This is a genomic window from Tabrizicola fusiformis (assembly GCF_013328815.1).
Taxonomy (GTDB): domain Bacteria; phylum Pseudomonadota; class Alphaproteobacteria; order Rhodobacterales; family Rhodobacteraceae; genus Fuscibacter.
Window position 1 is genome coordinate 37,694 of sequence record NZ_JABUHN010000006.1, and the last position, 17,616, is coordinate 55,309.

Here is a 17,616-nt window from a genome sequence, read left to right on the forward strand (position 1 = left end):
CCCACCGGGGCGCGTTCCCGCGTCCCCGGACAATATGCTAGACCCGTGGAATGAAACCAGCTTTTGCCCTCGACTTCCGGGACAACGCCATCGCTCTCCTGCATCGCACCGGCAACGGCTGGCATCAGGTGGGCAGCGTTCCCATCGACGAACCCGACCTGCCTGCGGCGCTTGCCTATCTGCGTGCGACGGCGCTGGGCCTGTCGCCCCGCGGCATCGCCACCAAACTGGTGATCCCGAACGACCAGATCCTTTATACCACGGTCTCGGCCCCCGCCGCCGATCCGGCGGAAAAGGCGGCGCAGATTCGGGCCGCCCTGGCTGGGCGCACGCCTTATGAGGTGGACGAACTGGTGTTCGACTGGTCCGGCCGCGGCGATGAGGTGCAGGTTGCCGTGATCGCCCGCGAAACCCTGGCCGAGGCCGAGGGGTTCGCCGCCGAGCATCGCTTCAACCCCATCGGTTTTGTGGCTGCACCCGCGCCGGGCGCCTTTGCCGGAGAGCCGTGGTTCGGCCCCAGCAGCCTTGCCGCGACCCTTTTGCCGCAGGGCGACAGCGTTGAACGGGATGCAGAGCCGATCGCCGTCACCGCCCGGGTTCTGCCCACGCCCGAACCGGAACCCGCACCGGAACCTGAGCCCGTGCCGGAGCCGATGGCAGAGCCTGTGGCCGAAGTCCCCGTCGAAGCCGTGGCCGAACCGGAGCCGCTGGCCGAACCCGTCGCGCCCGAGCCTGCCTTTGTGCCCGAACCTGTCGCGCCTGCCCGTGGCCCGGCACTGTCGATCAATCCGCCGGTGATGGCGCCGCCCGCCCCCGAGCCGGTCGAAGCGGTTCTGCCAGCAGAACCGCCCGCGCCCGCCCTGCCCGCGGAACCCGCCGATCTGCCGGACGAAGATCTTGCACCGCAAGGGTTTTTCACCGGTCAGACCACCGCGCCCCGACCAGAGCCGGAACCGGAAGAGCTTCTGGCCGCCGATCCCGACCTGAACCCGATGGCGATGTTCACGGCCCCGGCAGAGGTTGCGGCGCCCGAACCCGCCTTTGACCCCGCCCCGGCAGAGCCTGCCGAAGAGGCACCGATGGCGCTGGATGTCGATGATGAGGCCGAACCGCCGCGCCCGGCCTCCAGCGTGACCGCCCCAGGGATCGAGGATGACACGCCACCGATGCCGGCCTGGACCCCGGCCATGGCCTTTGCCAGCCGCCGCGCCGCCGAGACGGCGGGGACGGCAGGCAAGCCATCGGCAGCCAAGGCCCCGGCGGTGGAACGCCCCGCAGCGGCGCGTCCGCTGCCAAGCGCGCCACCGCGTGGCGACCGCCCCGCCCTTGGCGCCGCCCCCAAGCCGCCCCGCCCCGCCGTGGCCCCCGCCCTGCGCGATGGCAAGGCGGGAAAGGGGCTGGGCGCGCTGGTGACCGCCCCGGGCCTTGCCGGCAAGGGCAAGAAAAAACCGGCCCTTCCCGCCGCGGCAGCCGTTGCCGTGGGAACCGAGGCTGCGCCCACCACCGCCAGACCCGCCGCAGCGGCAAGCCCGGCGCGCCCCTCGGCCTTCGGCGGCCTTGGCGGACGCCCCGACCCGGTGCGTGGCAAGCCGCGTCATCTGGGGCTGATCCTTGTCGGCTTGCTGCTCTTGTTCCTTGCCGTGGTGGCGGCCTGGTCCTCGATCACCCTGTCCTCGATGCAGGGGGAAACCCCGGACGCGGTGCAAAGCGCCGCGACCGATACCTCCGTTGCGGCGCCAACCGATCTTGCGGCGGATCAGGCCGGCGACATCCCCGATCCTGCGGATGAAATGCTGGCCGACATGCAGGATCCGGCGGATTTCGCCGAAACCACCGCCGAACCCGCCCCGGCAGAAGAGGTCGCCGCAGCCGACCTGCCTGTCGCCGATGCCCCCGCCACCCCGGCACCACAGACCAGCGAGATGGAGGCTGCGCCGCCGCCCGCCTCGGGCACGCAGGACGAAATCTTTCTTGCCACGATGGACGCCCCCCCGGCGCCCGCCGATCCTCTGACCCTGCCTTCGCCCGAAGGGCGCGGCGACAGCCTGCCCACGGCGCAGGCTGCCCCCCCGCCCTTTGGCACCGTCTATCAATTCGACGATCAGGGTCTGATCAAGCCGACACCCGAAGGCATCGTCACCCCCGAAGGCGTGACCCTGATCGCGGGCAAGCCGCCGCGTGTGCCGCCCGCCCGGCCCGAGGCGCTGACAACCGTCGCGACCCCTGCCACGACCGAAACCGCGTCAGAAACACCCGAGGCGGCACCCGCCGCCGATCCCGCCCTTGCCGGCTTTCGGCCGCGCGCCCGCCCTGCGGGGCTGACCCCGCCTGCCGCCAATCCTGACGACGGCACCTCGCTTGCCCCCGCAGCCGACAGCCGCTTTGCCAGTCTGCGCCCCCGGCTGCGGCCCGAATCCGTGCTGGCCGCCGGGCAGGCGGCGCGGCAGGCTTCGGCCAGCGCCTCCCTCGCGGCGCAGTCGGAAATTGCCGCGCAAGAGGCCAGTGCCGGGATCAGCCCGCTGGCCGTCGCCATTTCGCGCAAACCCGTTTCGCGCCCCGCCGATCTGTCGCGCTCGGTCGAGGCGGCGGTGGCCGAGGCGACCCGGCCCGCCGCCAAGCCCGAACCGGAACCCGAGCCGGTGAAGACCGCCGCGAAATCCTCGTCCAAGGCCACGGAACCCGCGCATGAAGCGGATGACGAGCCGGAAATCGCTTCGGCTGCCCCCTCGATCCCGACCAAGGCTTCGGTGGCGAAACAGGCCACGTTCAGCAATGCCATTGATCTGGGCAAGACCAACCTGATCGGCGTCTATGGCACGCAGTCGAAACGCTATGCGCTGGTGCGCAGTTCCAACGGCTCTTACAAAAAGGTCCGGGTCGGCGACCGGATCGACGGCGGCAAGGTGGCCGCCATCACCGACAACGAGCTGCGCTATCAGAAAGGCTCACGCCTTGTGGTGCTGAAACTGCCCAAGGGCTGAGGCGGTCACTCCGCCGCCAGCACCCCGCGCTCGATCTGGTCGCGCTCGATCGACTCGAACAGTGCCTTGAAATTGCCCTCGCCAAAGCCCTGATCGCCCTTGCGCTGGATGAATTCAAAGAAGATCGGCCCGATCACGGTTTTCGAGAAGATCTGCAACAGCACCTTGGTCTCACCGCCGCCCACCACGCCTTCGCCGTCGATCAGGATGCCATGTTTGGCCATCCGCTCCAGCGGCTCGTCATGGCCTGCGACCCGCTCGCGGCTCATCTCGTAATAGGCCCAGTTCGGCTTGGGCATGAAGCGCAGGCCGCGGGCGTGGATTTCATCGGCGGCGTCATAGATGCTTTCGGTGCCGACCGCGATATGCTGAATGCCCTCGCCGTTGTAGCGGCGCAGGTATTCGATGATCTGGCCTGTCTCGCCCTTGTCCTCGTTGATCGGAATGCGGATGCGGCCACAGGGCGACTGCATCGCCTGGCTGCGGAAGCCGGTGTATTTTCCGTCAATGTCAAAGAAGGTGATCTGCTTGAAGTTGAACAGCTTTTCATAGAAAGCCGCCCATTTCCCGGTGTTGCCCTTGTGGACATTATGGGTCAGATGGTCGAGATAGTGGAACCCCACCCCCGCCGGTTTCGCCACGTCCAGCCAGTCGAAATCACCATAGGGATGGCCGGTGCCCCGCGCCGCATAGGCATCGGTGAAATAGATCAGGCTGCCGCCGATCCCCACCACCGCAGGCAGGTCCAGCGCCTTGCCCGGGCCGGTGTATTCCGCCGCCCCCTGTGCCACCGCATGGGCCAGCGCCGCCGCCGCATCGACCACCCGCCAGCCCATCGACGGCGCGCAGGGCCCATGATCCTGCACGAAACGGCGGGCATGGCTTTCGGGATCGTCGTTCAGAATATAGGTCACATCGCCCTGCTGCCACAGTTCGATCGCCCGGCTGCGGTGCCGCGCCACAAGGGCAAAGCCCATGCGGTGAAACACCTCGCGCAGCGTGTCCGGCTCGGGATGGGCGAATTCGATGAACTCCATCCCGTCGGTGCCCGCCGGATTTTCGGGGCTGATTGTGGCAAGCGGCGCGGAATGCGGGAACGGACCCATGGCAGAACCTTTCAAAAAGCCTTGCCAGATTGGGGCCGAAATGTGGCGGAAATCGGACAGCAATTGCCGCAGTTCCGGGAAAGACCGTTTCCGAAACTGCGACTTTTGCAAGTGCAATCAATACGTTGTCATATCACATGAAACGGTTCTACGCCCCCTGCAACACGCCCCGCTCAATCTGATCCGCCTCGATGCTTTCAAACAGGGCGCGGAAATTGCCCTCGCCAAAGCCATCATCGCCCTTGCGCTGGATGAACTCGAAGAAGATCGGCCCGATCACGGTTTTCGAGAAAATCTGCAACAAAATCCGCGTCTCACCGCCATCCACCACGCCTTCGCCGTCGATCAGGATGCCGTGTTGCGCCATGCGCTCCAGCGGCTCCTCATGGCCGATGACCCGGGTTTTCGACAGCTCGTAATAGGCCATCGGCGGCTTGGGCATGAATTTCAGCCCTCGCGCGGCAATCTCATCGGTCGCGCTGTAAAGATCATCCGTGCCCACGGCGATATGCTGGATGCCCTCGCCGTTGTAGCGGCGCAGGTATTCCACGATCTGCCCGGTCTCGCCGCGATCCTCGTTGATCGGAATGCGGATGCGGCCGCAGGGGCTGGTCAGCGCGCGGGAATAAAGCCCGGTATACTTGCCCTCGATGTCGAAGAACCGGATCTGGCGAAAGCCGAACAGCCGCTGATAAAAGCCGAACCACAGGTCCATATTGCCCTTGTGAACATTGTGGGTCAGGTGGTCGAGATAGTGGAACCCCACACCGGCCGGTTTTGCCGCCGTGACGAAATCGAACCCGTCATAGGGATTGATCCCGGGGCCATAGTCATCGGTGAAATAGATCAGGCTGCCGCCGATGCCGACAATCGCCGGCCAGTCCAGAAGCTTGCCCGGCCCCTCATAGGGCGTGGCGCCATTGGCGACGGCATGGGCAAAGGCATGGGCGGCATCCACCACCCGCCAGCCCATCGAGGGGGCGCAGGGCCCGTGTTCCTCGACAAAACGGCGGCCATGGCTGCCGGGTTCGTCGTTCAGGATATAGGTGATATCGCCTTGCTGCCACAGCTCCACCGCCCGCTCCGGGTGCCGCGCGGTCAGGGTAAAGCCCATGCGGGCAAAAAGATCGCGCAGCGCCTGCGGCTCGGGATGGGCGAATTCGACAAACTCGAACCCATCGGTGCCGGCGGGATTTTGCGGACCAATCACGGCGCGCGGGGCGGAATGCGGAAACGGACCCATGATGACCTCCCAGTCTGGATAACCTAAGTCTAGCGCATGGGTTTTGCGCGGGGTGCGCATGAGACCGTATCATTTGACTGTGGAACGCGCGATAATATCGAAAATCACGACCCAAGCGCGAGAAACCCGCATGATTGACGAAACCGATTCGCAGCTTCTAGCCGCCCTGCAACGCAATGCCATACTGACCGCGCAGGAACTGGGCGAGCGTCTGACCCTTTCGGCCAGTCAGGCCGCCCGCCGCCGCGCAAGGCTTGAGGCGGCGGGCCTGATCACCGGCTATGCCGCAAGGCTGGACCCGGCCCGGCTGGGCCTGACGGTGCAGGCCTTTGTGCAGGTGCAGATGACGGCACATTCGCCCGATACCGCCAAAAGTTTCGGCAGCCTGATTTCCACCCTGCCCGAGGTGATCTCGGCATGGACATTGACCGGCGAGGCGGACTATCTGTTGCGCGTCTGGTGTGCCGATCTGCCCGCCCTGAACCGCCTGATTCATCAACGCCTTCTGCCGCATCCGGCGGTTGCGCGGGTTCAGAGCCAGATCGTCATGGACCAGCTCAAGGCCGACGCCCCCCTGCCAACCTGAGTTCCGATGGAAAGCTTCCTGCTGCTCGCCTCGATCTATCTGGGTGCCGCCGTTCTGGTGGTGCCGCTGTCGGTGCGCGCCGGGCTTGGCTCGGTGCTGGGCTACTTAGGAGCGGGCATCCTGATGGGGCCGGTTCTGGGCCTGACCGGGGCGGAAACCGGCGACCTGCACCATTTTGCCGAATTTGGCGTGGTGCTGATGCTGTTCCTGATCGGGCTGGAGCTGGAGCCACGCGCCTTATGGGAAATGCGGCACAAGCTGCTTGGCCTGGGCGGGGCGCAGGTCGCGGTCACGACGCTGGCGCTGACCGCGGCGCTGGTGGCGCTGGGGCAAAACCTGAATGTGGCGCTGACGCTGGGGCTGCTCGGCTCGATGTCGTCCACCGCCATCGTGCTGCAAACCCTGTCGGAAAAGAACCTGATGCGCAGCCCGGGGGGGCGGGCCGGGTTTTCGGTGCTGCTGACGCAGGATATCGCGGTGATCCCGATGCTGGCGGTGATCCCGCTGCTGGCGCTGCCCGACCTGACCGCCACGGTCAATCCAGCCGTCTTCGGCGTGTCGAACCCCGAGGCGGTGGTGGACCATGCCGAACAGGCGGTGCCCATCGTGACGCTGGTGCAGCAACTGCCGGGCTGGGCCACCACGCTGCTGACGCTGGCCATCGTGGCGGGAATCGTGCTGGCCGGGCATTACCTGTCGCGCCCGATCTTCCGCTTTGTCCATGCCGCCAAGCTGCCCGAGATGTCCACCTTCATCTCTCTCCTCATGGTGCTGGGCACGGCCTTTCTGATGACGCTGGTCGGATTGTCGCCCGCGCTTGGCACCTTCCTTGCCGGGGTGGTTCTGGCCAACTCGGAGTTCCGCCATCAGCTTGAGGCGGATCTGAAGCCGTTCAAGGGCCTGCTTCTGGGCCTGTTCTTCATGACGGTCGGCGTCGGCATCAACTTTGCGGTCTTCCTGCGCGAGCCGCTGACGGTGATCGGCCTGACCCTTGGCCTGATGGCGCTGAAGCTGGCGGTGCTGCTGGCCATCTCGGTGCCGTTCCGGCTGCGCGGTCATGACCGTTGGCTCTTTGGGCTGGCGCTGGCGCAGGGCGGCGAGTTCGGCTTTCTCATCGTCTCCTTCGCGCGCAATGCCGATGTGCTGCCGCTTGCCGCCGGGCAGATGGCGCTTCTGGTGATCAGCCTGTCGATGCTGCTCTCGCCCCTGCTGTTCATCGTCTATGATCAGGTGGAAAAGCGGCTGAAATCCCGCGCGCCGGTGCGGGCGCCCGATACGATTGACGAAAAGGGTGCGGTGATCATCGCGGGGATTGGCCGCTTCGGTCAGGTCGTCAACCGCATGGTGCGCCATTCGGGTGTGCCGACCGTGGTTCTGGACAGCGACATGGCCACCATCGAAAACCTGCGCCGCTTTGGCGTGAAAGGGTTCTTCGGTGACCCGTCGCGCCCCGAACTCTTGCAGGCGGCGGGGCTGTCGGAGGCGCAGGTGCTGGTCGTCGCGGTGGACCGGCCAGAGGTGGCGGTGCGCATCGTGCGCTATGCCCGCTCGGTCCGCCCCGACATCCACATCGTCGCCCGCGCCCGCGACCGGGTGCATGTCTATGAACTGTTTCAGGCCGGCGCCAATGACACGGTGCGCGAAACCTTCGACTCATCCGTGCGGGCCGGGCGCTATGTGCTGGAAAACATGGGATTCTCGGAATACGAAGCGTCGAAGATGTCGCAGGCGTTCTGGCGGGTGGACCGCGGCGCCATGCGCGAGTTGGCCGAGCTTTGGGTGCCCGGCCAGCCGGTGCATCAGAACGCGGCCTATGTCGCCCGCGCCCAGCAGCTTGAACGCGATCTGGAAACCGCGCTGGTGGACACGCTTTACGAGACCAAGGTGATGGCCGCCGAAGCGACGCCCGAACCCGAAGGCCCGGGTCAGCCGCCCGAAACCCCGGCTTCGGCAAAGGTCGCCATGCCGGAATGACAGGCGATGGCGCCGCGCAGCACCCCCAGCGCCAGCGCCGCCCCCGAGCCTTCGCCCAGCCGCAGCCCCAGCGACAACAGCGGCTCTTTGCCCAGTGCCGTCAGCAGGCGGCCATGGGCGCCCTCCGCGCTCAGATGCCCGGCGACGGCATGGTCCAGCGCAGCGGGGCTGACAGCGGCCAGCACCGCCGCCGCGGCACAGGTGATGAACCCGTCCAGCACCAGCGGCACCCGCTCCACCCGCGCCCGCGCCATGGCGCCCGCCATCGCGGCAATCTCGCGCCCGCCAAGGGCCGCCAGCACCTGCAACGGATCGCTCACCGCCGCGTGCCGCGCGAGCCCGGCATCGACCACCGCCGCCTTGCGCGCAAGGCCGGCATCATCCACCCCGGTGCCGCGCCCAACCCAATCAGCGCCCGCACCACCAAACAGCTTGGCCGCCAGTGCCGCCGCAACCGTGGTGTTGCCGATGCCCATCTCCCCCACCACCAGCATATCCGCCGAAGTGTCCACCGCCTCCCAGCCCACCGCCAGCGCGGCCACGGTATCGGCCTCGCTCATCGCGGGGCCTTGGGTGAAATCGGCGGTCGGGCGGTCAAGCTCCAGCGCGTGAACCGCCATATCGGCGCCATGCAGCCGGGAAAGCTGGTTGATCGCAGCACCGCCATGGCGGAAATTGGCCACCATCTGCACCGTGACCTCGGCCGGGAAGGCGGACACGCCCTGCGCCACAACCCCATGATTTCCCGCAAAGATCAGAACCTGCGGCCGGTCGCCGCGCGGCTCTGCCCGCCCCTGCCAGCCCGCCGCCCAGATCGCCAGATCCTCCAGCCGGCCAAGCGCGCCCGGCGGTTTGGTCAATTGCCCGTTGCGGGTCTGCGCCCCGGCGCGGGCCGCGGCATCGGCCCCGGGGGCGGCGCACAACAGGGCGGCAAATTCGGCAAGGGTTGTGAAAGCGGGCATGGCGTGATCCGTTGAAAGGCTGCGGCCCCTTGGCTATCCAAGAGCGCCGCCCTTGGCCAGCCCGGAAAGGACCACCCGATGCCCGCACGCGACCTGATCCGCGATATCCTGTCGGCTCTGGGCCTGCTCACCCGCTTTCCGGTGAACCTGACCGAGGCCCCCGCGCCACGCGCTGCCTGGGCCTGGCCGCTGGCGGGGCTGCTGGTGGGGCTTCTGGCGGCAGTGGGCGGTGCCTTGGGCCTCTGGCTCGGCCTTGTGCCGGGGGTGGCGGCGGCGCTGGCGCTGGCCATCGAGGCGGCGGCGACGGGCGGCCTGCATGAAGACGGGCTTGCCGATTGCGCTGACGGCTTCTGGGGCGGGCGCGACAAGGCGCGGCGGCTTGAGATCATGAAAGACAGCCGTGTGGGCAGCTATGGCGTTCTGGCTTTGGGCATCGTGCTGCTGGCCCGCTGGGCGGCACTGACGGCGCTGATCGGGACCGGGCAATGGGGGGCAATCATCGCGGCGGCGGCGATGAGCCGGGCGCCGATGGCGGTGCTGATGGCGGCCCTGCCCAATGCGCGCGGCAGCGGGTTGTCGGCCAGCCACGGCGCGCCTTCGGCCATGGTGGCGGCGCAGGCGGTGGGGGTGGCGCTGCTTGCGGGGCTGATCTGCGGGGCGCCGGTGTTGCCGATGGCACTGGCCATGGCGGTGGCAACCGGGGCCGTGGCGGCGCTGGCCAAGGCCAAGATCGGCGGCCAGACTGGCGATGTTCTGGGCGCGGTGCAACAGATGGCGCTGGTCGCCGGGCTGGCCTTTGCCTGAATGAAAAACGGCGGCCAAAGGGCCGCCGTTTCACGATAATTCCGAAATCTTAGGCAGCGCGCGAGGTCAGGACGTCATCCACCTTGCGCTGCGCCCCGGCCTCATCGACGCCGGAAACGGCGGCGACTTCGCGGGTCAGACGCTCAAGTGCGGCTTCGTAAAGCTGACGCTCGGAATAGCTCTGCTCGCGCTGGTCGTCATTGCGGTGCAGGTCGCGCACGACCTCGGCAATCGCCATCAGATCGCCCGAGTTGATCTTCTGTTCATATTCCTGTGCCCGGCGCGACCACATGGCCCGCTTGACCTTGGCCTTGCCCTTGAGCGTGTCCAACGCCTTGGCCACCACATCGGGGGCGGAAAGCTGACGCATCCCGATATCCAGCGCCTTGTGCGTCGGCACGCGCAGGGTCATCTTGTCCTTCTCGAAGGTGATGACAAAGAGTTCCAGCTTGAAGCCGGCAATCTCTTGCTCTTCGATGGACATGATCTTGCCCACGCCATGGGCGGGATAGACCACGAATTCGTTGGGGCGGAATTCGGGTTTCTTGCCTTTGGTCATTCGGTCGCTTCCTTGGTTGACCCCTGAGACCGCGACAAAGCCGCCCTGACAGGGTTTCCCCTGCCTTGCGGATCGGTTCTGTTGCGGAAAGGCACCTCTGGCGAGCAGTCCGGGGGTGCGGTCAGGCATCCTTGTTTGTATGTGGACAAGTGTATAACACAGAATCGTCACGATTCCAACTGCCGCGCGCGGCAGCGCGGCATTACCAATCCCTTGGATTCGCTAGAAAATCATCTCTGACGCCGAATCGTGAACGCTGCGTTCCCGAATCGGTCCTCAGCCGCCCTCGCCCGGCGCTTCGGAGAAGTATTTCTCAAGCTTGCCGGTTTCGCCGTCGCGCTCTTCATAGCCCGGCAGCGGGTCGCGCTTGGTGGTGATCACCGGCCAGAGCAGGGCATATTTGCGGTTGAAGGTCACCCATTTGTCCATGTCCGGCTCGGTATCCGGGCGGATGGCATCGGCGGGGCATTCCGGTTCGCAGACGCCGCAGTCAATGCATTCGTCAGGGTGAATCACCAGCGTATTCTCGCCCTCGTAGAAGCAGTCCACCGGGCAGACTTCCACGCAGTCGGTGTATTTGCAGGCGATGCAGTTGTCGGTCACCACATAGGTCATGGGACAGCCCCTTCGTTAGCTTGGCCGCATCCCTAGCCGAGCGGGCCGGATCATTCAAGCGTCGACGGCGCGGGCGCAGGCGGCGGGTCGAGGTCGTCGTAAAGCTTTTGCGCCTCGTCCACCGGGCCGCGCCGCACGCCAAGGGCCGTGACACGGATCACCCGGATGCGGCCGGCCTGCGGAAAGGTCAGCACATCGCCCACCGCCACGCCATGCGCGGCCTTCAGGCAATGCTGGCCGTTCAGCCGCAGACTGCCGCCGCCCGCCACCTCGGCCGACAATTCGCGGGTCTTGAAGAACCGTGCCTGAAACAGCCATTTGTCCAGCCGAAGCTTCGGCTGGGATTGCGGATTCTGTTTTGCGCCTGGACCTGCCATCGCCCTCTCCCGAAGGGTCTGCCGCCGCCGGACCGGCTGCGGCAGCGCGCCCTCAGACCTTGCCCTTCAGCGCCAGCAGCGCGGCAAAGGGGTTGTCGGGGTCGATCGGCTTTTCGGCGCGCGGCGGGCGGGCCTCAAAGCTCTTCGGTTTGCTGTCACCGCGGTCTTTGTTGCGGTCGAACTTGCCGCCCCCCTTGCGGTCATCACGCGGCTTACCGCCCTCGGGCTTGCCATGGCGACGCTCGCCCTCGGGGCGCGGCGGGCGGGCCTCGCCTTCCGGCTTGGGTCCACGGTCGCCGCGCGGGGCACGGTCGCCGCGGGGCGGACGCTCGCCACGCGGGGCCTCGCCCTCGGGGCGCGGGGCGCGCTCGGGACGAGGCCCACGCTCGGGCCGCTGAAAGCGCGGCTTGGGCGCCCAGGTGAAGGTGTAGTAGGTCTCCATCTCGGGCGCGGCCGCTTCCGCTTCGGGTTCCGGCTGCACGAAGGCCGATTCCTCTTCCGGAATCGGGTTCACCGGCGCATCGGGGTCGATCACCACCGGCACCGGCTCGGCCACCGGCTTGACCTTCACCCGCTCGGCCTTTTCGGCCTTGTAGCCCAGGCCCCCCATCAGATCGCTGAACTGCTCCAGCGTCATCCCGGTGATCGACAGCATTTCCGGCACCGCCTCGAACCCGGCCCGGCTGTCTTTCTGGCGCAGGATATCGGCCAGACGTTCCAGCATGTCGATGCGGATCGCGCGCACGCCCGCCGGGTGATAGCCCGCCAGCGTGTAATGCACCTTGGGCACATCGGGGATGTTCGGGATCGTCACCAGACCGGGCGGCGGGCTTTCGGGAAACTCGGCCAGCCCGTTCCACAGCGACCACAGCACCAGCCGCAGCCGGGTGGCCGCAGGCTTCAGCAGGATCGGCAGGAAGACGGTGTATTGCCCGAACCGCACGCCATGCTTGCGCAGCGCCGAGCGGGCGTCCTGATCCAGCTCCTTGACCTCGGCCGCCACGGCATCGCGCGGCACCACGCCCAGACCTTCGGCCAGCCGATAGGCAAAGCCGCGCGCCAGACCCTGCAACGTCTCATCCCGGCCCATGGCGGCCAGCGGCTCGTAAAGGGCGGCCACCTTGCGGTCGATGAAATGCTGCAGGCGGCGGCGGACCTTTTCGGCCACCTCCGGCCCCGCTTCCTCATCGACGAAAGCTTCTACTGCGGGTTTCAGCGCCTCGGCGCCCTTCACCAGCTTGCCCACCGCCGAGTGGCCCCACATCAGGCCGCCCTGTTCGGTGAAATCCATCTCGGTATCGGGCGCGTTATAGAAACGGTCCGCCCGCAGGCTGAACTCGGGTTTCAGCGCCTGATAGGCCGCCGCGCGCAGCGTGCGCGCCTCATCCGGGCTGCCCGACGCGTCCTGCGCGAAACGGAACCCCTCAAGACGCCCGACGAATTCGCCTTCGACCGTCACTTCGCCCTTGTCATTCACCTCGGCCACGAGGGTCTCCTTCTGCTTCAACCGCCGGAGGAGAACGCTCGTCCGCCGGTCAACAAATCTCTGGGTCAGCGCCTGATGCAGCGCATCCGACAGGCGGTCTTCTACAGCGCGCGTCTCTTGCCGCCAATGGCTTTCGTCTTCGCACCAGCCTTTGCGTTGCGCCACATAGGTCCAGGTGCGGATATAGGCCAGCCGTTTCGAGATGGTATCAATATCGCCACCCGGTTTGTCGATCCGTTCGATGGCCTTTTTCAGCCAGTCCGAGGGCACTTTGCCGCCACCAAGGCCACGCCCGACCAGAAAGTCGAAAATCCGGGCGAGAAGCGAGACATGCTCGGTTTCTGAAGCCCCTCGAAAATCGGGAATCCGGCAGACATCCCAGAGCAGTTGCACCCGTTTCGGCCCGGTCAGCTTGTCCTGAACCTCTGGCATCGCTGTGAGCGCCTTGAGCGCCAGAAGGTCGTCGGCATCGCGGGCGCGGGTCAGCCATTCGTTGCTGGTCGGCGCCTCAAGGCTGCGGATCAGCCGCTCGGCACTTCCGAAGTCCAGGTCATGGTTGCGCCAGTGCAGCTTGCGCACCGGGGTAAAGCGATGATTCTCGATCGCCTCCACCATGTCTTCGTCAAAGGGCCGCGCCTCGCCCGTCACGCCGAAGGTGCCGTTCTCGGTATGACGGCCCGCGCGGCCCGCAATCTGCGCCAGTTCCTGCGGATAAAGCCCGCGCATCCGCCGCCCGTCGAATTTCGCCGTGGCGGAAAAGGCCACATGCTTGATGTCAAGGTTCAACCCCATGCCGATAGCATCGGTCGCCACCAGATAATCGACATCGCCATTCTGATAGAGGGCCACCTGCGCATTGCGCGTCCGCGGGCTGAGGGCGCCCATCACCACCGCGCAACCGCCCTTGGTGCGGCGGATCAGTTCGGCGATGGCATAGACGTTATCCACCGAAAACCCGACGATGGCCGAACGCGGCGGCATCCGGCTGATCTTCTTCGATCCGGTATAAGACAGTTCCGAAAAGCGGTCCCGCTTCAGAAAGGTCACCCCCGGCACCAGATTGGCGATCACCTGCCGCATGGATTCGGCGCCCAGAAACAGCGTTTCATGCAGGCCCCGCGCCCGCAGCAGCCGGTCGGTAAAGACATGGCCCCGCTCGGGGTCGGCGCAAAGCTGGATCTCGTCCACCGCGACGAAATCGGCACCGATTTCCAGCGGCATCGCCTCGACCGTGCACACCCACCATTGGGCGCGTTCCGGCACGATCCGCTCTTCGCCGGTGACCAGCGCCACCACCGAAGGGCCGCGCAGGGCCACGATGCGGTCGTATACCTCGCGCGCAAGCAGGCGCAGCGGCAGCCCGATCACCCCGGTGCGGTGCGCCAGCATCCGTTCGATGGCATAATGGGTCTTGCCGGTGTTGGTCGGTCCCAGAACCGCCGTGACCGGCGCCCGGGTCGGGCCGCCTGCCTGTGCCATCCGTTTAGAGTTCCTGACCCAACAACTCGGCTTCCAGCCGCTCCACCGCTTCGGGCACGCCCTCGGCATGGGGATTGAGTGTCAGAACCATGCGGTAGACTTCAAGCGCCTTTTGCGGCCGGCGCAATTCCTCGAAGATCATGCCAAGACCCGAGAGCGCCCCGAAATGCCGCGGGTTCAGCTCAAGCGCATGGCCGATGTCCGACACCGCCGGCCCCAGATCGCCCGCCGCCCAATAGGCCGTGGCCCGCGCGTTCCAGCCTTCGGCGAAACCCGGGGCATGGTCGATCAGTGCGGTGAAATGTTCGATGGCAAGGTCGGTCGCGCCTTCGTTCATCGCCTGCCGGCCGCGCTCCAGCAACAGGTCCATCGAAGGCGAGCCGGATTTCGACCATTCGATCCAGATTTCCTGCTCGATCCGCAGCGCCGCCTCGGCATCGGCGGATTTGAGCCGCGTGAACAGATCGTCCAGCTTGGCCGTCTGGCCAAAGGCGGGCAGACACAGGAAAAGAAGCGGCAGAAATGCCGCAACGACAAGATTGTGTAACGATGCCCGTGCCCTCATAACGGTAAGGTAACCTATCGGGCAGGAAATGCCAGCCCGGGACCATCACGACACAGCGACGGATGAGGAGAGACGGATGAGCGATGTGATCACGACGGCGGTAACCGCCCTGCAGGCCAAACTGGCCGACGGCTTTGCGGCGGGCAGCGCCAAATTCGTTATTCCGGGCGAAGGCGCCATCGTCGCCGACAGCACGGGCGTGCGCGCGGGCGATGAGGAGACCGATGTCACCCTGACCGCCGAGGCCGAGGTGTTCCGCGCGATTCTCGAAGGCGAGATGAACCCGACCATGGCCTTCATGTCGGGCAAGCTGACGGTCGATGGCAACATGGGCCTTGCCATGCAACTGGGCGCCGCCCTGTCGTGAGCGCAAACGCCGCCCCCTTCCATGCCGAAATTGCCGATGGCCCCGCCGGGGGCCGCGCGGTCTGGCTTTCGGCATCGGACGGGGTGCGCATTCGGGTGGGGCTCTGGGCGGAAGGGGCGCCGAACGGCACGGTCGTCCTCTTGCCCGGCCGCACCGAATATGTCGAGAAATATGGCCGCAGCGCCGCCGACCTTGCGGCGCGCGGCTATGCCACGCTGGCGGTGGACTGGCGCGGGCAGGGTCTGGCCGACCGCTTGCAGGATGACCGCATGTCGGGCCATGTCGATGATTTCGACGCCTATCAGCGTGATCTGGACGCGGTTTTCGCCTTTGCCCGGGCCACGGGGCTGCCGGAACCCTATTACCTGATGGCCCATTCGATGGGGGGCTGCATCGGCCTGCGCGGACTGATGCGCGGGGTGCCGGTGCAGGCCGCTGCCTTTACCGCGCCGATGTGGGGCATCCTGATTGCCGCCTGGATGCGGCCGCTGGCGGTGGCGCTGTCCACCGCGTCGAAATATTTCGCCTTTGACCACCGCTATGCCCCCGGCACCGGGCCGCGGACCTATGTGCTTGAGGCGCCCTTTGCCGGCAATACCCTGACCTCGGATGCCGAGATGTGGGGCTATATGCGCGATCAGGCCCGCGCCCACCCGGAACTGACGCTGGGCGGTCCCAGCCTTGGCTGGCTGAAGGCGGCGCTGCATGAATGCCATGCGCTGGCGCAGATGCCCGCCCCCGCCCTGCCCGCGCTGGTGGCGCTGGGCACACAAGAGCGGATTGTGGACACTGGCCCGATCCATGCCCGCATGGCACTTTGGCCCGCAGGCAAGCTCGACCTTTATGCCGGGGCCGAGCATGAAGTGCTGATGGAACGCGCCGCCCACCGGGCGCGGTTCTTTGACAGCGCCTGCACGCTCTTTGGGGTGCATCGCTGAACGGCGCGCCCTGCCCCGGCTTCGGATGCCTCCGGCGGGGATATTTTTGCCAAGATGAAAACGGCCGTCAGGGGGTTTCGCGGCGCAGCCGGGGGCGTTCGCGTTGCAGCCAAAGCGCGGTCAGCAGCAGCGGCGCATTGCCCGCTTCGCCCGTGGCCACCAGCGTCATCAGATCGTCAAAACCGATCAGGTGGCCGCGGATATCCTCGGCTTCGCCCTCGACACCGAAAACACCGGCGGCGCCATCGGGCAGGTCGCAGAGCGCGACATAGGAATAGAGATATTCGGCGCAGATGCCGGGGCTGGGATAATAACCCGCCACTGGCAGGAGGGCGCCAAGGGTCAGCCCCGCCTCTTCCACCGCCTCGCGCCGGGCGGCGTCTTCGGGGGTTTCGCCGGGGTCGATCCGTCCGGCAATCGCCTCAAGCTGCCAGGGCTGGCGGTCGCCGCGCGCGAAGGGGCCGGCGCGGAACTGTTCGACCAGCAGAACCCGGTCGCGGGTGGGATCATAAGGCAGCACCGTCACCGCATCGCCCGAGAGAAAGGCGGCGCGGGTGACCTGCGGGCTGAGGCTGCCATCGAAGCGGCGAAAGCGCAGGTCATGTTCCTCGACGGCGAAGAAAAAGGCATAGGGCTCGCGCCGGGCCAGAGGTGCGACATCGCCCGGGGCGGCGGGGCGGCGCAGACCCGCCGGGACGGCATCCGCCGCGCGGACGCGGGCCGCGCCGCGCACCTGCATTTGCGGCAGTCGCGCGGCTACGGCGGCGGCGGGCTTCACCCCGTAAAGCGCCATGATATCGCCTGCGGTGGCCCGCGCCTCGGCGCCCTGCGGCGGGGCCTTGCCAAGGTGCAGGCGGGCTTGCAGCGGGGCGCCAGCCCGCAATTCGGCCATCGCCGGGGCAAGGCCCAGAGCGGCGGCATAGAACTCCAGCCGCGTCAGAGCCGCCTCCGCAAGGTCGCGCAGGAGCAGGCCGGGCGCCTCGGCCCCGGGCTCTGACAGAAGGTGCGCCGCCCCGGCATCGGTCCGCAGGGCATGGTCCGGCAGCACCGCCGCCTCTGCTGCAATCTCTTGCCCCAGCACCAGCGCCCGCAAATCCGGGTCGGTCAGCTGGCCCCACAGGAAAACCGCGCTCAAGACCAGCGCCGCCCGGCCCATTCGGCGATCCAGCCGCCCAGGATGCCGCCGACCACCAGCGCCACCGGCGTTGCCGGTTCCACCAGAAGCCGCCCGTAATCCATCATCAACTGGAAGACGGCCAGCACCGCCTCCATCGGCCCGTCATAGAGCATCTTGGTTGACCGGCGGACCATCACCACGATGGCGAAGATCAGCAACACCCAGAACAGGATGATCCCCGAAGTGAGGATGCCCGACCCCGCCGCATCGCCATAGCCGCGCCCGGTGCGGTTGCCCATCACCCACCAGCCGCACATCAGCCCGACAAAACCCGAGGTTTCGCGGAACCAGCGGGTTTGCGTGCCCTCGGGCAGCGCCGGGATGAAGAGATGCGCCGCCAGCGCCGCGACAAGGGCAAAGGCCACGGCGGCGGCAAGTTTCGAGGCTGTGGGCATCG

The 17,616-nt window shown here is 66.9% G+C and carries 16 protein-coding genes; 6 read left to right on the forward strand and 10 right to left on the reverse strand.

Annotated features, from left to right (window positions below):
• Positions 1 to 50 precede the first annotated feature (50 nt).
• On the forward strand, positions 51 to 2,981 hold the full coding sequence (locus HS053_RS10745) for a pilus assembly protein PilP (protein WP_174211248.1): 2,931 nt from the start codon (positions 51 to 53) through the stop codon (positions 2,979 to 2,981).
• 5 nt (positions 2,982 to 2,986) lie between these two features.
• Here HS053_RS10745 and hppD (HS053_RS10750) read toward each other — a convergent pair whose 3' ends face one another.
• Together hppD (HS053_RS10750) and hppD (HS053_RS10755) are read right to left on the reverse strand one after the other, a co-directional pair.
• The gene (gene hppD / locus HS053_RS10750; RefSeq protein ID WP_174211249.1) at positions 2,987 to 4,087 is read right to left on the reverse strand and encodes a 4-hydroxyphenylpyruvate dioxygenase; all 1,101 of its coding nucleotides are present in this window, start codon (positions 4,085 to 4,087) and stop codon (positions 2,987 to 2,989) included.
• 148 nt (positions 4,088 to 4,235) lie between these two features.
• Positions 4,236 to 5,330, reverse strand: coding sequence for a 4-hydroxyphenylpyruvate dioxygenase (hppD, locus tag HS053_RS10755; protein WP_174211250.1), 1,095 nt, complete (start codon positions 5,328 to 5,330; stop codon positions 4,236 to 4,238).
• A 130-nt stretch (positions 5,331 to 5,460) separates the two neighbouring features.
• Between hppD (HS053_RS10755) and HS053_RS10760 the strand changes: the two genes are divergently transcribed.
• Together HS053_RS10760 and HS053_RS10765 are read left to right on the forward strand one after the other, a co-directional pair.
• Positions 5,461 to 5,916: an Lrp/AsnC family transcriptional regulator gene (locus HS053_RS10760; RefSeq protein ID WP_174211251.1), complete on the forward strand. Its 456-nt coding sequence runs from the start codon at positions 5,461 to 5,463 to the stop codon at positions 5,914 to 5,916.
• Between the two features lie 6 nt (positions 5,917 to 5,922).
• Entirely contained in the window at positions 5,923 to 7,890 is a 1,968-nt protein-coding gene (locus HS053_RS10765; RefSeq protein WP_174211252.1) for a cation:proton antiporter domain-containing protein, read from the forward strand.
• On the opposite strand, the gene cobT is transcribed toward HS053_RS10765, so the two are convergent.
• Positions 7,842 to 8,852 carry a nicotinate-nucleotide--dimethylbenzimidazole phosphoribosyltransferase gene (cobT, locus tag HS053_RS10770; RefSeq protein ID WP_174211253.1) on the reverse strand — a complete coding sequence of 337 codons (1,011 nt, stop codon included), beginning with the start codon at positions 8,850 to 8,852 and terminating at the stop codon, positions 7,842 to 7,844. The two genes, HS053_RS10765 and cobT, sit on opposite strands and share 49 nt — an antisense overlap.
• Positions 8,853 to 8,930: 78 nt before the next feature.
• On the opposite strand from cobT, the gene HS053_RS10775 reads away from it, so the two are divergent.
• Positions 8,931 to 9,656: an adenosylcobinamide-GDP ribazoletransferase gene (locus HS053_RS10775; RefSeq protein ID WP_174211254.1), complete on the forward strand. Its 726-nt coding sequence runs from the start codon at positions 8,931 to 8,933 to the stop codon at positions 9,654 to 9,656.
• Between the two features lie 49 nt (positions 9,657 to 9,705).
• Here HS053_RS10775 and HS053_RS10780 read toward each other — a convergent pair whose 3' ends face one another.
• From HS053_RS10780 to HS053_RS10800, 5 genes are all read right to left on the reverse strand, one after another.
• Complete coding sequence (locus HS053_RS10780) at positions 9,706 to 10,215, reverse strand: CarD family transcriptional regulator (protein WP_174211255.1); 510 nt, start codon at positions 10,213 to 10,215, stop codon at positions 9,706 to 9,708.
• A 276-nt stretch (positions 10,216 to 10,491) separates the two neighbouring features.
• Positions 10,492 to 10,830, reverse strand: a complete 339-nt coding sequence (gene fdxA / locus HS053_RS10785) for a ferredoxin FdxA (protein WP_174211256.1) — start codon at positions 10,828 to 10,830, stop codon at positions 10,492 to 10,494.
• Positions 10,831 to 10,880: 50 nt separating this feature from the next.
• Positions 10,881 to 11,207, reverse strand: a complete 327-nt coding sequence (locus tag HS053_RS10790; protein WP_174211257.1) for an RNA-binding S4 domain-containing protein — start codon at positions 11,205 to 11,207, stop codon at positions 10,881 to 10,883.
• Between the two features lie 52 nt (positions 11,208 to 11,259).
• The gene (locus tag HS053_RS10795; RefSeq protein WP_241699821.1) at positions 11,260 to 14,172 is read right to left on the reverse strand and encodes a helicase-related protein; all 2,913 of its coding nucleotides are present in this window, start codon (positions 14,170 to 14,172) and stop codon (positions 11,260 to 11,262) included.
• Positions 14,173 to 14,176: 4 nt separating this feature from the next.
• The gene (locus HS053_RS10800; RefSeq protein ID WP_174211258.1) at positions 14,177 to 14,737 is read right to left on the reverse strand and encodes a tetratricopeptide repeat protein; all 561 of its coding nucleotides are present in this window, start codon (positions 14,735 to 14,737) and stop codon (positions 14,177 to 14,179) included.
• 76 nt (positions 14,738 to 14,813) lie between these two features.
• Between HS053_RS10800 and HS053_RS10805 the strand changes: the two genes are divergently transcribed.
• Together HS053_RS10805 and HS053_RS10810 are read left to right on the forward strand one after the other, a co-directional pair.
• Entirely contained in the window at positions 14,814 to 15,104 is a 291-nt protein-coding gene (locus HS053_RS10805) for an SCP2 sterol-binding domain-containing protein (RefSeq protein ID WP_174211259.1), read from the forward strand.
• Positions 15,101 to 16,042, forward strand: a complete 942-nt coding sequence (locus HS053_RS10810; protein ID WP_174211260.1) for an alpha/beta fold hydrolase — start codon at positions 15,101 to 15,103, stop codon at positions 16,040 to 16,042. The genes HS053_RS10805 and HS053_RS10810 overlap by 4 nt, the downstream gene beginning before the upstream one ends.
• Before the next feature lie 67 nt (positions 16,043 to 16,109).
• Here HS053_RS10810 and HS053_RS10815 read toward each other — a convergent pair whose 3' ends face one another.
• Both HS053_RS10815 and HS053_RS10820 read right to left on the reverse strand, forming a co-directional pair.
• Complete coding sequence (locus HS053_RS10815) at positions 16,110 to 17,177, reverse strand: NUDIX domain-containing protein (protein WP_277817057.1); 1,068 nt, start codon at positions 17,175 to 17,177, stop codon at positions 16,110 to 16,112.
• On the reverse strand, positions 17,174 to 17,614 hold the full coding sequence (locus HS053_RS10820) for a TrgA family protein (RefSeq protein WP_174211262.1): 441 nt from the start codon (positions 17,612 to 17,614) through the stop codon (positions 17,174 to 17,176). Before HS053_RS10820 ends, HS053_RS10815 begins: the two co-directional genes overlap by 4 nt.
• Between the last annotated feature and the right edge of the window lie 2 nt (positions 17,615 to 17,616).

What these genes read in the sequence shown, in the direction of transcription:
- HS053_RS10745 (WP_174211248.1), top strand. Translation starts at nt 51, where the DNA reads ATGAAACCAGCTTTTGCCCTCGACTTCCGGGACAACGCCATCGCTCTC.
- hppD (WP_174211249.1), bottom strand. Translation starts at nt 4,087, where the DNA reads ATGGGTCCGTTCCCGCATTCCGCGCCGCTTGCCACAATCAGCCCCGAA.
- hppD (WP_174211250.1), bottom strand. Translation starts at nt 5,330, where the DNA reads ATGGGTCCGTTTCCGCATTCCGCCCCGCGCGCCGTGATTGGTCCGCAA.
- HS053_RS10760 (WP_174211251.1), top strand. Translation starts at nt 5,461, where the DNA reads ATGATTGACGAAACCGATTCGCAGCTTCTAGCCGCCCTGCAACGCAAT.
- HS053_RS10765 (WP_174211252.1), top strand. Translation starts at nt 5,923, where the DNA reads ATGGAAAGCTTCCTGCTGCTCGCCTCGATCTATCTGGGTGCCGCCGTT.
- cobT (WP_174211253.1), bottom strand. Translation starts at nt 8,852, where the DNA reads ATGCCCGCTTTCACAACCCTTGCCGAATTTGCCGCCCTGTTGTGCGCC.
- HS053_RS10775 (WP_174211254.1), top strand. Translation starts at nt 8,931, where the DNA reads ATGCCCGCACGCGACCTGATCCGCGATATCCTGTCGGCTCTGGGCCTG.
- HS053_RS10780 (WP_174211255.1), bottom strand. Translation starts at nt 10,215, where the DNA reads ATGACCAAAGGCAAGAAACCCGAATTCCGCCCCAACGAATTCGTGGTC.
- fdxA (WP_174211256.1), bottom strand. Translation starts at nt 10,830, where the DNA reads ATGACCTATGTGGTGACCGACAACTGCATCGCCTGCAAATACACCGAC.
- HS053_RS10790 (WP_174211257.1), bottom strand. Translation starts at nt 11,207, where the DNA reads ATGGCAGGTCCAGGCGCAAAACAGAATCCGCAATCCCAGCCGAAGCTT.
- HS053_RS10795 (WP_241699821.1), bottom strand. Translation starts at nt 14,172, where the DNA reads ATGGCACAGGCAGGCGGCCCGACCCGGGCGCCGGTCACGGCGGTTCTG.
- HS053_RS10800 (WP_174211258.1), bottom strand. Translation starts at nt 14,737, where the DNA reads ATGAGGGCACGGGCATCGTTACACAATCTTGTCGTTGCGGCATTTCTG.
- HS053_RS10805 (WP_174211259.1), top strand. Translation starts at nt 14,814, where the DNA reads ATGAGCGATGTGATCACGACGGCGGTAACCGCCCTGCAGGCCAAACTG.
- HS053_RS10820 (WP_174211262.1), bottom strand. Translation starts at nt 17,614, where the DNA reads ATGCCCACAGCCTCGAAACTTGCCGCCGCCGTGGCCTTTGCCCTTGTC.